The 13,843-nt window shown below is 68.4% G+C and carries 9 protein-coding genes and 1 pseudogene; 6 read left to right on the forward strand and 4 right to left on the reverse strand.

Features of this window, described 5'->3' with window-relative positions:
- Positions 1–57: 57 nt before the first annotated feature.
- The 6 genes and pseudogenes from CLU95_RS24400 to mrdA all read left to right on the forward strand — a co-directional run bounded on the left by CLU95_RS24400 (position 58) and on the right by mrdA (position 9,294).
- A complete protein-coding gene (locus CLU95_RS24400) occupies positions 58–2,481 on the forward strand; it encodes a TonB-dependent siderophore receptor (protein WP_099795977.1) in 2,424 nt (807 codons plus the stop codon).
- Between the two features lie 95 nt (positions 2,482–2,576).
- Positions 2,577–3,104, forward strand: a complete 528-nt coding sequence (locus CLU95_RS24405; RefSeq protein WP_099795978.1) for a sigma-70 family RNA polymerase sigma factor — start codon at positions 2,577–2,579, stop codon at positions 3,102–3,104.
- Complete coding sequence (locus CLU95_RS24410; protein WP_257214717.1) at positions 3,101–4,066, forward strand: FecR domain-containing protein; 966 nt, start codon at positions 3,101–3,103, stop codon at positions 4,064–4,066. Before CLU95_RS24405 ends, CLU95_RS24410 begins: the two co-directional genes overlap by 4 nt.
- A 131-nt stretch (positions 4,067–4,197) precedes the next feature.
- Complete coding sequence (locus CLU95_RS24415; protein ID WP_099795980.1) at positions 4,198–6,717, forward strand: TonB-dependent siderophore receptor; 2,520 nt, start codon at positions 4,198–4,200, stop codon at positions 6,715–6,717.
- Between the two features lie 191 nt (positions 6,718–6,908).
- Positions 6,909–7,140, forward strand: a pseudogene (locus tag CLU95_RS24420) (IS5/IS1182 family transposase); the annotation flags it as partial.
- 177 nt (positions 7,141–7,317) lie between these two features.
- On the forward strand, positions 7,318–9,294 hold the full coding sequence (gene mrdA, locus CLU95_RS24425) for a penicillin-binding protein 2 (protein WP_099795981.1): 1,977 nt from the start codon (positions 7,318–7,320) through the stop codon (positions 9,292–9,294).
- Positions 9,295–9,308: 14 nt separating this feature from the next.
- Here mrdA and CLU95_RS24430 read toward each other — a convergent pair whose 3' ends face one another.
- The 4 genes from CLU95_RS24430 to CLU95_RS24445 form a co-directional block, all read right to left on the reverse strand.
- Positions 9,309–10,775, reverse strand: a complete 1,467-nt coding sequence (locus tag CLU95_RS24430) for an amidohydrolase family protein (protein WP_099795982.1) — start codon at positions 10,773–10,775, stop codon at positions 9,309–9,311.
- A 61-nt stretch (positions 10,776–10,836) separates the two neighbouring features.
- On the reverse strand, positions 10,837–11,595 hold the full coding sequence (locus tag CLU95_RS24435) for a sulfite exporter TauE/SafE family protein (protein WP_180288753.1): 759 nt from the start codon (positions 11,593–11,595) through the stop codon (positions 10,837–10,839).
- A gap of 2 nt (positions 11,596–11,597) precedes the next feature.
- On the reverse strand, positions 11,598–12,851 hold the full coding sequence (locus tag CLU95_RS24440) for an MFS transporter (protein ID WP_099795984.1): 1,254 nt from the start codon (positions 12,849–12,851) through the stop codon (positions 11,598–11,600).
- A gap of 83 nt (positions 12,852–12,934) precedes the next feature.
- Positions 12,935–13,822, reverse strand: coding sequence for a polysaccharide deacetylase family protein (locus CLU95_RS24445; protein WP_099795985.1), 888 nt, complete (start codon positions 13,820–13,822; stop codon positions 12,935–12,937).
- Positions 13,823–13,843: the final 21 nt, after the last annotated feature.

Here is a 13,843-nt window from a genome sequence, read left to right on the forward strand (position 1 = left end):
GTTCCTGCGCGTCTACCCGGGTGAAAGAAACAACTCACCCGCAGGAGAACGTACGCAATGAACAGTCCCGTGTTTCGGTTGGCACCCCTGGCCCTGGCCGTCGCCCTGGCCCTCGGCCACTCGCTCGCCCAGGCGCAAGGCGCCGGCGCGCTGCTGAATGCGCCGGTGCAACTCCACATCGCCGCGCAGCCGCTCGGGCAGGCGCTCAACGACTGGGCGCGCCAGACGCGCATCGAGCTGATCGTGCCGCCCGCTCTGGTGGCAGGTCGCACCGCGTCGGCCGTGACCGGCCACCTCACGCCCCGGCAGGCGCTCGACCGGCTGCTGGCCGGCAGCGGGCTCATCGCCACGTCGGACGGCCCGGCGGTGGTGGTGCGTGCGGCACCGGCCGTGTCCGGTGCCACGCTGCCGGCCGTGCTCGTCGAGGCCGACGCGCAGCGCGAGACGGCCGCCGGTCCCGTGCAGGGCTACGTCGCCAAGCGCAGCGCGACCGCCACCAAGACCGACACGCCGATCCTCGAGACGCCGCAGTCGCTCACGGTGATCACGGCCGACCGCATGGCGGCGATGGGCGCGACCACGCTCAAGGACGCGCTGAGCTACACGCCCGGCGTGGCCATCACCACCTTCGGCGCCGATTCGCGCTACGACTGGCTCACGCTGCGCGGCTTCGACGCCTACGCACCGGGCTTCTACCTGGACGGCCTGCCGCTGCGCAACAACGGCAACTGGGGCGTGTGGCGCACCGAGAACTACGGCGCCGAGCGCATCGAGCTGCTGCGCGGCCCGGCCTCCGTGCTGTACGGGCAGGCCAGCCCGGGCGGCGTGGTCAACGTGGTGAGCAAGCGCCCCACGGCAGAACCGCAGCGCGAGCTGCAGATGCAACTGGGCGACCACAACCGCAAGCAGATTGCGGGCGATTTCTCGGGGCCGCTGGACGCAGAGGGCAAGGTGCTCTACCGCGTGGTCGGCCTGGTGCGCGACGCCGAGCTGCCGGCCGAGAAGATGCCCGACCGGCGCCTGTACCTGGCGCCTTCGCTGACCTGGCGCATCTCGGGCGACACCAGGCTGACGCTGCTGGCGCAGGTCGATCGCACGCGCGCCGGCGTCTACAACCGCATCCGGCCCCAGGTCGGCTCGGTGTTTCCGACCGCGATCGGCACGCGCATTCCCGCGTCGCTGCTGGCCGGTGATCCGAGCTACGACCGCTTCCACAACGACCAGTGGATGGTCGGCTACGAGTTCGAGCATCGCCTGAACGACACCGTGCTGCTGCGCCAGAACGCGCGCTACGGCGAGCTCAAGGTCGACTACGCCGGCATCTGGCCCAACCGCCGCCTGACCACGGTGGACGCGGCCAACCCGCTGAACCCGGCCAACTTCATGCTGCTGGGCCGCTACCCGACCGGCAGCCGCGAGAAGGTGTCGGCCTTCAGCATCGACAACCAGATGCAGCTGGACCTGCGCGCGGGGGACTGGCAGCACAAGTTGCTGATCGGGCTGGACTACCAGCGCAACCGCATCGACCAGTACAGCTTCTCGACCGGCTCGGCGCCGACGATCAACGTGTACGCCCCGGTGTACGGCGGGCCCATCGTGGAGGGCGCGCCGTGGATGAACGCCGACATGCGGCTCGCGCAGACCGGGCTCTATGTGCAGGACCAGATCAAGTGGGGCGACCGCTGGTCACTGACGCTGGGCGGTCGCTACGACAGCGCCAGCAACGACACCTTCGACCGGTTGGAGGGCAAGAGCACGCGCATCTCGCAGCACAAGTTCACCGGCCGCGCCGGGCTGGTCTACGTGATGCCCAGCGGATGGGCGCCGTACCTGAGCTACTCGGAGTCGTTCGCACCCACCGGGCTGGTCGATCCGGTGACGCGCGATCCGTTCAAGCCCGAGACAGGGCGCCAGTACGAGGCCGGCATCCGCTACCAGCCGCCGGAGGGCAAGCAGAGCTACAGCGCGGCGATCTTCGATCTGCGGCGACAGAACTACATCTCGTACGGCACGGGCGCGGCGCCCAAGCAGACGGGCGAAATCTCGGTGCGCGGGCTGGAGCTTGAGGCCACGGCCGAACTCATGCCGCGGCTGAACGTCACGGCCTCGTACGACTACACGCCGCGCGCCATCGTCACGGCCAGTGCCAACCCGGCCGAGATCGGCAAGCAGGCCAACGCCGTGCCGCGCCACCGGATGTCGGTCTGGGCGAACTACCGTTTCGTCAACGGCGTGAAGGTCGGCCTGGGTGCGCGCTACAACGGCACGAGCCATGGCGACGGCGAAAAGATCGCGCCGGGCAAGGTGCCTGCCGCCACCGTGTTCGACGCCATGCTCGGCTATGACCTCGACCGCTGGAGCCTGGCACTCAACGTGCGCAACATCGCCAACAAGGACTTCATCGCCAACTGCGACCAGTACGGCAAGTGCTACTACGGCGCGCCGCGCTCCGTGGTGGCAACGGCCACGTACCGCTGGTAGGAGAGCGAGCGGCCGCGGCCATCGGCTTCCTGTTTGTTGAGAAGTATTCGCATTTATAATGAATGCGAAAGTTTCTCAACTGAAAAGAGGCATCGATGGTTGTCGGCGAGTCGACCCCGCAGCAGCAGGCGCACGCCCTCTACCGCGAGCACCACGGCTGGCTTTTCAGCTGGCTGCGCGGCAGGGTGGGCAACAGCTTCGACGCGGCGGACATCGCGCACGACACCTTCCTGCGCATCTGGTCGGGCCTGCGCGCCGGCGCGATCCCGACACTGCACGAGCCGCGCGCCTACCTGACCACGGTGGCCAAGCGCCTTGTGATCAACCACCACGAACGCCAGTCGCTGGAGCGCACCTACCAGGCGTCGCTCGCGCTGCTGCCTGACGCCTTGGTGCCCTCGGTCGAAGAGCGCGCCATCCTGCTCGAGACGCTGCACGAACTCGATGCGCTGCTCGACGAACTGCCCGCCAAGGCGCGCACCGCGTTCCTGCTGTCGCAGCTCGAAGGCCTCGGCTACGACGACATCGCCGCGCAGCTCGGCGTCAGCGTGCGCACCGTGACGCGCTACATGGCGCAAGGGTTCGCGCAGTGCCTGCGGCTCATGCTGGCGACTCCGCTGTGAGCGCGGCCGTCGATCCCCGTCTGGTGGACGAGGCCGCCCAGTGGCTCGCGCGCATGCACGCGGGCCGCCTGTCCGAGGCCGATGCCCAGCGCTGGACGCAGTGGCGCGACCAGAGCCCCGAGCATCAGCGCGTGTGGCACAGCGCCGAGCAACTGAGCCGCAAGTTCGGCGCAGTGCCGCCGGGCGTGGGCATGCCGGTGCTCGACCGGCGCCGCGGGCTGACGAACCGGCGCGCGCTGCTGCGCACCGTGGCCGTGCTGCTGGCTGCGCCGTCCGCCGCCTGGGTCGGCTACCGCGCCGTCCCCTGGCCGTCGCTCGGGGCCGAGTACCGCACGGCGACGGGCGAGCGGCGCACCATCGAGCTGGCCGACCGCAGCCGCACCACGCTGAACACGGCGACGGCCATCGACGTGATGTTCGACGCCACGCAGCGGCTGGTGCGACAGCGCAGCGGCGAAATCCTTGTCGAAACGGCTCCCGACACGAACCCCGGAATTCCTCGACCGTTCCTGGTCGAGACACCGCAAGGCCGGCTGCGTGCATTGGGCACGCGCTTCATCGTGCGCATCGACGAAGGAGGGCACAACCGCCTCACGGTGCTGGCTGGTGCGGTGGAAGTAAGCCCTGTGCGCGCGACCGGCTCGCCGGTGGTCGTGCCCGCCGGACGACAGATGCGCTTCACCGCCGAAGCAACGGGCCCTGTCACATCGGCTGCGAGCGGCGCCGAAGCCTGGACGCAGGGCGTGCTCTACGCCGAAGAGATGCGCCTGGCCGACGTGCTCTCCGAAATCGGCCGCTACCGCAGCGGCGTGCTGCGCTGCGACCCCGCGGTGGCCGACCTGCGCGTGTCGGGCGCGTTCCAGCTCGAAGACACCGACCGCGTGCTCGCAGTCCTCGCGCAGACCTTGCCCGTGCGCCTCGATGCACGCACGCGCTACTGGGTGACGGTGACGGTCCGGTGATTCCCGGCTGCCTCGCGCAGCGCCCTGAAAAATTTCTTGCCCATGCGTGTCCGGTTTTCGCGTCTCGCCTGTCATGTCGGTTGAAAGCACACCTGCCATCCACATCCCGACACGCGACAAGGACACCCTTCATGACCGACCGGCCTTCCGTTCTCCCCACCTCCCGCGACGCCGCGCATCGCCCGCGCCTCGCCGTGCGCGCCGTGCAACGTGCGCTGTGCGCCCTGGGCCTGGCCACCGTCGGGCTGGCCGCGTTGCCGGCCCATGCGGCCGATGCCGTGGCGGCTCCGGCGCGCAAGGCCTACCGCGTGCCGGCCGGTCCGCTCGGGCCGGCGCTGCTGAGCTTCGCGGGGCAGGGCGGTTTCAATCTCAGCTTCGGCCTGGCCCGCACGCGCGGGCTGAGCACGCCGGGCCTGACCGGCGAGTTCTCCGCCGAAGAAGGGCTCGGCCGGCTGCTGGAAGGCAGCGGCTTGCGCGCACGGCGGCTGACCAGCGGCGACTTCACGCTGGATGCGACGCCGGTCCCCGTCGCCGCCACGTCGGCCGTTGAATCCGCACCGGCTGCCGACGCGCTGCCTGCCGTCACCGTGACCGCGCGCACGCAGAGCAACCTCATGGCGCCGACGCGGCAGGTCACGGTGCTCGAGCGCGAAGAGCTCGACAGCTTGCGGCAAGGCTCCGACAGCGTCGCCACGCTGCTGAGCAAGGTCGTGCCCGGCATGGCCGATTCGAGCCACACCATCACCGACTTCGGCCAGACCCTGCGCGGACGCAACATGCTCGTGCTGGTCGACGGCATTCCGCTCAACACCAACCGCGATTCGTCGCGCAACCTGGCCAACATCAACCCCGCCGACGTCGAGCAGATCGAAGTGCTGCGCGGCAGCAGCGCCATCTACGGCAGCGGCGCGGCCGGCGGCATCGTGTCGATCCGCACGCGCCAGCCCAGCGGCGAGGCGCGCGCAGAGACCACCGTCACCGGCGTGCTGCCGCTGTCGCGACCGGGCGGGGCGGGGCTCGGCGCCGAGGTGCAGCACTACCTCTCGGGCGGCGGCGAGGTCTTCGACTATGCGGTGAGCCTGGGCGCGCGGCGCGTGGGCGGCTCGTACGACGCACGCGGCGACCGCATTGCGCCCGAGCCCAGCCAGGGCGACCTGTTCGACTCGAACATCTACAACGCCTCGGCGAAGATCGGCTACCGCATCGACGCCGACCAGCGGCTGCAGCTGTCGGCGAGCCACTACGATGCCAAGCAGGACACCGACTACGCCTCCGACCCGTCGGTGGCCAAGCTGCCCGCGAGCAGCGTCGCGGCGCGCCCGCTCAAGGGCCTGCAGCTCGACAAGCAGAACCGCGTGACCAACAGCCTGCTCGGCCTGGACTACACGAACCGCGACATCGCCGGCAGCACGCTGGCCGCGCAGCTGTACTACCGCGACTTCTTCACCCGCTTCGCGCCCTTCGATGCGCGCGGTGTCGTGGCCCGCGGCTCGAGCGTCGACCAGGTGATGCAGAACTCGCGCGTGTACGGCGGCCGGCTGACGGTCAAGACGCCCTTCGGTGCCGACAAGAAAACGCAGCTCACCTGGGGCGCCGACTTCAACCAGGAGCGCACCGACATGCCGCTGGACGTGTTCGACCCGAAGCTCTACGACGCCAGCCGCGGCCTGAGCTTCCAGCGCACCGGCACGCTGATCTTCATGCCGCCGATCACCACGCGCAGCCTGGGCGCCTTCGGCCAGCTGCAGCACCGCTTCAACGACCAGTGGTCGGTCGAGGGCGGGGCACGTTACGACAAGGCCAGCGCGCGTTTCGACAGCTTCACGCCGCTGTCGCAGCTGCGCGCGCGCAATCCCGCGCAGGTGACGGGCGGCACGGTGGACTACGGTGCCTGGACCTACAACGCCGGCGTGGTGTTCAACCCCAGCAAGCAGCACGACATCTACGCCTCGTACAGCCAGGGCTTCGAGCTGCCCGACATCGGCCTGCAGGTGCGCAACGCGACCCCGAGCTTCAACATCCGCAGCTCCGACCTGCAGCCGGTGAAGACCGACACGCTGGAGCTGGGCTGGCGCGGCCGCTTCGACAACGCGGTGGCCAACCTCAGCGTGTTCCAGTCGCAATCGGCGCTGGGCGCGGTGCAGAGCTCGTTCAACGGCCTGGTCATGACGCGCACCAAGGAGCGCATTCACGGCATCGAAGGCGCCTTCGACTACGCCGGCAGCGGCGATCGCTGGGGCGCGGGCGGCTCCTTCACCTGGATGAAGGGCCGCGAGCTGCCGCAGGGCGGCACGCGCTACCAGGACATGTGGGGCTACCGCATCCCGCCGCTCAAGCTGACCGCGTATGTGGAGTACAAGCCCAGCGCGCGCTGGAGCCACCGGCTGCAGGCTGTGTCGTACGGCTCGAAGGACTACCGGCTCGACGGCGTGAACAGCTTCGGGCGCCGCGAGGTCAGCGGCTACACCACGGTCGACCTCATCAGCCGCTTCAAGATCGACGAGAAGAACAACGTCGTCATCGGCGTGGAGAACCTGTTCAACCGCCGCTACTTCCCGCTGTACAGCCAGCTGCTGCGCAACAGCAACAACACGAGCCGGCTGCCGGCCGCGGGCGCGGTGCTCAAGGTGAGCTACTCGCATCGTTGGTAGATCGCGAGGGTCTGCCGCTACGGCGTGACGAGTTGATGCTTGGCAGTGGTGCCGATGCATGAGTTCTGCCGCATCCTGTGCGGTTTTCCCATGAGCTCGATGGCCAACCTTTGGGGGGGCCTCTAGGGGAAGGTCTGATCAAGAGCACGTTTCTTGCATGAAGGACTGACCCTTGCAAAGGAGCACGAGCGATGAGTCCGATCGGTTTTGCGGATGAGGAGCATGCGGGAAAGAGGAAGAAGACTCGTCAGGAAGTCTTCCTTGCGGAGGTGGAACTGGTGATGCCGTGGAAGACGCTGCCTAAAGTCATCGAGCCCCACTATCCAGTGGCAGGCCGAGGCCGTCGCCCCTACCTGCTGCAAGCGCATGCCGCGCGTGCACCCGATGCAGAACTGGTTCGCCCTGAGCGGCCCGGCGATGGAATAAGCGCTGTAGCGATTTGCTCGTTGGATTCCACCGATTTTCGACCTGGATTTCCATTGACTACGGTGGCCCTCTCGCACCCACATGAAAAGACTCGAAGTCGTCGCGGAACCTTCGAGTGACGTGGGCCTCCTATCGGGCTTCTCCGCCTCTTCTGTCCCCCATCCCTTTTCCTAGATGAATGAAATCCGCAATGCCGCCGCCGAGCTCGCTCTTTTTCGCCGCCGTGTGGTGGTGGTCGGCTGCGCGGTCCTGTTCGGATTCGGACTGATCGGCGCGCGGCTGGTCTTCCTGCAGGTGGTGCGCCACGACGAGCTGTCGGTGCGGGCCGAGAGCAACCGCACGGCGATCGTTCCGGTGGTGCCCAACCGCGGGCAGATCCTGGACCGCAACGGCGTGGTGCTGGCGTCCAACTACGCCGCCTATACGCTGGAGATCACGCCGTCGAAGGTGGGCGACCTCGATGCCGTCATCGACGAACTGGGCGGGCTGGTCGACGTGACGCCCAGGGACCGTCGTCGCTTCCAGCGCCTGCGCGAAGATTCGCGCAGCTTCGACTCCGTTCCCATCCGCAGCCGCCTGAGCGATGAAGAGGTGGCCCGCTTTGCGGCGCAGCGCTACCGCTTCCCCGGTGTGGAAATCAAGGCGCGGCTGTTTCGCACCTATCCGCATGGCGAGGTGGGCGCGCACGTGATCGGCTACATCGGCCGCATCAACCAGCGCGAGAAAACCGCGATGGACGATTGGGAAGAAGACGAGCGCGCCAACTACCGGGGCACCGACTACATCGGCAAGGTCGGCATCGAGCAGCGCTACGAAGCGGCGCTGCATGGCCAGACCGGCGTGGAGCAGATGGAAACCTCGGCAGGCGGGCACGCGGTCCGCCGCCTGGCCCGTCATCCGGCCACGCCCGGCCAGACGGTGGTGCTGTCGATCGACATCAAGCTGCAGAAGCTGGTGGAAGACATGTTCGGCGAGCGCCGGGGCGCGCTGGTCGCCATCGACCCGAAGACCGGCGAGGTGCTGGCCTTCGTGAGCAAGCCCACCTTCGACCCCAACCTGTTCGTCGAGGGCATCGACACCGAAAGCTGGAAGGCGTTGACCGAGTCGCCCGACAACCCGCTGCTGAACCGCGCGCTGCGCGGCACCTATCCGCCCGGCTCCATCTACAAGCCCTTCATGGCGATGGCGGCGTTGCAGACCGGAAAGCGCACGGCCGACAAGGTGGAGAACGATCCGGGTTTCTACAACTTCGGCGGGCGCATGTTCCGCAGCCATCGGGGCGGACTGGGCGGCGTCGACATGCACCGCGCCATCCAGCTGTCGAGCAACACGTATTTCTATTCGCTGGCCAACGAGATGGGCGTCGACCTGATCCACGACTTCATGGCACCCCTGGGCTTCGGACAGCTCACCGGCATCGACCTGCAGGGCGAGTCGCGCGGCGTGCTGCCGAGCAAGGCCTGGAAGCGCGCGGCCTACCGGCGCGCCGACATGAAGACCTGGCACCCGGGCGAGACGATTTCACTGGGCATCGGGCAGGGCTACAACAACTTCACGATGCTGCAGATGGCCTCGGCCAATGCCACGTTGGCGAACGGTGGCGTGCGCTACCAGCCGCACCTGGTGCGAGAGATCCGCGACACGGTGACCGGAAAAGTGGTGCGGCAGGTTCAACCCCCGGCCCAGGACCTGGGCTATGCGCGCAAGCACGTCGACGTGGTGCGCGACGCGATGGTGGCCGTAACGAAGGGCGGCACCGGCACGCGCGTGTTTGCCGGCGCCGCCTACACCTCGGGCGGCAAGACGGGCACCGCACAGGCGGTGAGCCTGGGGCCGAAGGCGCGTGCGAGCGGCAAGGCACTGGATGCGCGCCAGCGCGATCACGCGCTGTACATGGCATTTGCCCCGGCCAAAGACCCGAGCATCTCGGTGGCGGCGATCGTCGAGAACGCGGGCTTCGGCGCGGCGCATGCGGCGCCGATCGTGCGGCGGGTGTTCGACTACTGGATTGCGGACCAGTACCCGAACGATGCGGACATGGCCGCGGTCCAGGTGGGGAAGGCCGGGGCGCCCATCGGCAAGCCGTTGGTGGCGAGTGAGGTGTTGATGCTGGAGGAGGATGCGGCGGCTGGTGAAGCTTCGGTGCTTTGAGAGGTCGTGGCGCCTCAGGGCTTCAGGGCTTCGCTCGCCGCAGCGCGAATCCGGTCCGCCGATTGCCGCGCGCGCCGCATGATGCCGCGCGTATCGTAGGCCAGCAGCCGCCCGTTGCGCTTCACGATCCGCCCGTCGACCATCACGGTGTCGACGTTGGCGGCGCTGCCGCTTTGCACGATGGCGGTCTCGGGGTCTCCGACCGGGCCCATGTTCAGGTCCTGCGTGCGCACCAGGATGAGGTCGGCGCGCTTGCCTTCGGTGATCGAGCCGGTGACGTCGCCCAGCCCCATGGCGATGGCGCCGTTGAGGGTCGCCATCTCGATCGCCTCGGGCACGCCGATCGCCTTCGACTGCGCGCTGGGCGTGCCGGCCCACGGCACGCCCAGGTTCCAGGTGAAGCGCATGGCCTCGAACATGTCCGGCGGTGCGATGGAGGTCGCATCGCTCGACAACGAAATGGTCAAGCCCGCGCTGCGCATCGCGAAGAGCGCGGCGCGCGCATCGCCGGTGCTGCTGAGCCGAAGTTCGGAGTGCGTGGCAAAGGACAGTGGCGTTTTCGTGCGTGCCATGGCCGCCAGGTCGGCCGTGCTGGCGGGCACGTAGTGCGCGAGCATGAAATCCGGGCCCAGGTAGCCGCGTCGTTCGTAGTCGACGGCATCGACGTTGTTCGGGGCTTCCTGCGGCGCGTGGATCGCAACGGGCAATCCGCTGGCCTTGGCGGCCTTCATCTCTTCGTGGAACACGGCGTCGGTGCTCTGCTGCGGGCCGCGCAGGTTCAGCCCCAGGTGCACCAGCCCGTCGAACGGCGAACGCTCGCCGAACCACTCGCGCCGCACGCGGGCCAGGTCGTCGTAGCGGTTGAGTTCGTCGGCGGGCATCTTGTCGACGTGGCCGTAGGCGTAGCGGGCGCGCAGCAGCGCGTGTTGGTGTGCGCGCAGCTCGGCATCGGCATGCGCCGGCGAGCGGGTGTTGTGCGACCAGTTGTGCACGGTGGTGGTGCCGCCGTTCGCCAGCTCGGCGCAGCCCAGCATCACGCTGTTGTAGAAGTCGTCGGGCGTGTACAGGGTCGAGGTCGCGTTCTTGGCGGGGTAGTACGAGAAGCCGCCGTCGCGCGCGGTGAAGCTGCGGCCGATGGCGCTCCACATGTGATAGTGCGAATTGACGAAGCCCGGCATGACGATCATGTCGGTCGCATCGATGATCTCCGTGCCAGCCGGTGCGCTCAGGCCGCGTCCGATCTTCTCGATCACGCCGTTGCGGACCCACACGTCGGCGCGCGGCAGCACGCCCTTGCTGCGGTCGACCGTGATGACCGCGCCATTGCGGATCAGGTAGCTGCCGCGGCGGATGCCTGTTGATGCCGGCGCGCGCGCAGTGCGGGCCGACACCGACGCCGAGCCGACGAGCGCTGGCGCACCGGTGGCGGCGACCATCAGCGCCCCTACAAAACGGGTGAAGTCTCTTTTGGTTGTGTGCATGCCCAGACCCAGTAGTTGCCAGTGATTGAAGTGATGGAAAGAAGAGGAAGCGAAAGCCCGCTCAGTACGCCTTGAGAAGAAACGCCGCGGTCATCGCCAACCCCGTCAACACGACGAAGCCGCGCACCACCTCGGGCTTCAGTCGCCGTGCGAGCATGCCGCCGGCATAGCCACCCACCGTGGCGCCCAGGGCCATCCACAGCGCGTAGGTCCAGACGATCGCACCACTGGCCGCGTAGATCGCCACGGCGATCAGCGTCAGGATCGCGGAGACGAAGTTCTTGATGCCGTTCATGCGCCCCATGTCCGTGTGCCCCAGCGCGCCAAGCACGGCGAGCAGAAGGATGCCGAGGCCGCCGTTGAAGTAGCCGCCATAGACAGCGACCGCGACGATGCCCAGGTCGGCGAGCCACCGGCCTCGCGGCTTGTGGCTGTCGGCGGTGGCGAGCCTACGGCGCACCAGGCCGGGTCCGATCGCGAAGAGCAGCGTCGCGGCCAGCAGAAGCCACGGCACGATGCGGGCAAAGGCATGGTTCGAGGTCGACAGCAGCAGCGCCGCACCAGCTGCGCCGCCGAGCACCGAGAGCACACCCAACCGCAGGAGCGAAGGCGACATCGGGCCCGACAGTTCCTTGCGCAATGCCCAGGCACCGGCCAGGTAGCCCGGCAGCAGCGCGGCGGTCCCGGTGGCGTTGGCCGACACCAGCGGCACGCCGACCATCGCGAGCGCCGGCAGCGTGAGAAAACTGCCGCCGCCCGCCACGGCATTGAGCGCACCGGCCAGGGCCGCGGCGCCGCCGAGCAGCGCCCCGTCGAGCAGCATCACGGCTTGCGCGCCGGCAGCGACATGCGGTCGGTGTGCAGCAGCAGCGTGAGCCCTACCCCGACCGCCGCCAGCAGCGTGATCTGCACCAGCCCGGCCGTGCTCCAGCCGAAGCGCGAGGCGATGCCGCCGATGACGAAGCCCGCGACCGCACCCGCGCCGTACAGCGTGGTGACGAACACGCCCGTGGCGCGGCTCGTGAGCGACGCATGCACCGCCTTGATGTGATAGCCCGCCAGGTTCACGTACAGCACACCGCTCACCACGAAGCCCCACGCGAAGGACAGCGCCGACTGCACCACCATGTCGGTCGGGCCCGAGAACATCAGGAAGCCCAGCAGGCCGGTGCCCACGAAGCTGGCCGAGAGCACGAGCTTGGGATGGAAGCGGTCGCCCAGCCAGCCGCCGAAGATCGACGCGAACACGCCGAAACCGAAGGTGCTCATCACCCGACCGGTGTCCGACGGCGTGTAGTGCAGGTGCTCGCGCAGGAAGGTCGGGTACATGCCGAGGTAGCCGTAGATGCAGAGCCCGCCGATGACGCTCATGCCGGTCAGCAGGGCCGTGTTGCGGTTCCACAGGGTCGTGGCGCCGCGCTGGTCGGTGCGCCCGCCGGTGGCCGCCACGTTCTCGGTCATTCGCTTGCTCACGGTGAGCGCGATGATCGCCATGGCCGCGAAGCCCGCCACGCCGAACACGATGAGCGGCAGGCGCCAGTCGCGCTCGACGCCGATCAGCTGGCCGCCGAGCAGCGGCCCCAGGATCGCGCCGATGCCGAAAGAGAAGTTGATGGCGCCCACGGCGGTGGCGCGGTAGCGCGCGAAGTAGCTCGCGGCAATCGCGATCACCACCGTCAGTTGCATCGCTTCGCCGATGCCGGTCACGGCCCGGTAGACGATCATGTCGGCGAAGCCGTGCGAGTAGGCCGCCAGCAGCGTGCCCAGCGAGAAGATCGCAATGCCGATCTGCAGCACCGTCTTGCGCGACAGCCGTGCCAGCAGGTAGCCCGTCGGGACGCCGGCCACGGCCATGCCCAGCGTGAAGATGGTCGACAGCAGGCCGGTGTCGGCCAGGCTGAAGCCGAACTCCTTGCGCACGTCCGCAGCGATGAGCGGAAAGATCTGCCGGTCCATCGCGTTGAGCGCGTACGAGGCGAGCAGCACCAGGAACATGCCGATCTCCAGCGCGGTGATGGGCGCCTCGCGGCGCGCGCCACCGGCGACCGGGGAAATGACCGAGGTTGAGGAATGCACGTGTCGTCTCCTTCTCGTCGAGCGAGAAATCTGTTTGTTGTTCGTTCGTTGCACGGGGCCGCCGGCGCAGTGCCGGCGAAGGGTCACGCCGCGGTGCCTGCGGTGCTGGCGGCGCCGTACCAGTCGAGGATCTGCTCGCCGGTCATGAAGGCGACGTCGTCGTGTTGCTGGATGTGCGCCAGCGCCTCGCGGAAGTAGCGCAGGCGGTGCGGCGCGCCCATGATGTACGGGTGCACCACCAGCGCCATGACGCGGGCCGAATCTTTCGCGTCTGCGTAGAGCTGTTCGAACTGGTCGATGGCGCGGTCGCGGTACTCGCTGGCCTTGTGGTGCTGGATCAGCATCATCGCCACGTCGTTGCATTCCTGCGTGTAGGGCACGTTCACGATGGCGCCGCCGTCGCGCGTCTTCAGCCGCACGGGTTGGTCGTCGAGCACCCAGTCGCACACGTACTCGTAGCCCTGCTCGGCCAGGATGTCGGGCGTGTGCCACGTTTCGGTGAGCCCCGGGCCGAGCCAGCCGCGCGGGCGCTTGCCGGTGTAGGCGCGAATGGCCTCGGTGGTCTTGGCGATGTCTTCGACCTCGTCGGGCACCTTCTGCATGTTGCGCTGCCCGAAGCCGTGGCCGATGAATTCCCACTGGCGCTCCTTCGCGGCCTTGGCGATGGGCTCGTAGGCGCCGATGGCCGACCCGTTGATGGCGAGCGTGGCGTTGATGCCGAGCGCGTCGATCACTTCCAGCATGCGCCAGAAGCCGACGCGGTTGCCGTATTCGTGCCAGGCCCAGTTCGGAATGTCGGGCATCGGCGAGCCGCCGGCCGGTGGCGTCAGCACGGTGCGGGGCATGGTCTCGTCGATGTTCCATTCCTCGACGTTGACGATGACCCAGACGGCCAGCCGCTTGCCGCCGGGCAGCTTCAGTGCGGGGCGGTCCGCGATGGACGAGTACGAGATGCGTTCGAGTGGTTTCATGGGGTCTCCGTGTGCTGCGGT

It is taken from the genome of Variovorax sp. 54, from assembly GCF_002754375.1.
Classification (GTDB): domain Bacteria; phylum Pseudomonadota; class Gammaproteobacteria; order Burkholderiales; family Burkholderiaceae_C; genus Variovorax.

Coding starts and splice junctions, on each gene's coding strand:
- CLU95_RS24415 (WP_099795980.1), top strand. CDS start 4,198: ATGACCGACCGGCCTTCCGTTCTCCCCACCTCCCGCGACGCCGCGCAT.
- CLU95_RS24400 (WP_099795977.1), top strand. CDS start 58: ATGAACAGTCCCGTGTTTCGGTTGGCACCCCTGGCCCTGGCCGTCGCC.
- CLU95_RS24445 (WP_099795985.1), bottom strand. CDS start 13,822: ATGAAACCACTCGAACGCATCTCGTACTCGTCCATCGCGGACCGCCCC.
- CLU95_RS24405 (WP_099795978.1), top strand. CDS start 2,577: ATGGTTGTCGGCGAGTCGACCCCGCAGCAGCAGGCGCACGCCCTCTAC.
- mrdA (WP_099795981.1), top strand. CDS start 7,318: ATGAATGAAATCCGCAATGCCGCCGCCGAGCTCGCTCTTTTTCGCCGC.
- CLU95_RS24430 (WP_099795982.1), bottom strand. CDS start 10,775: ATGCACACAACCAAAAGAGACTTCACCCGTTTTGTAGGGGCGCTGATG.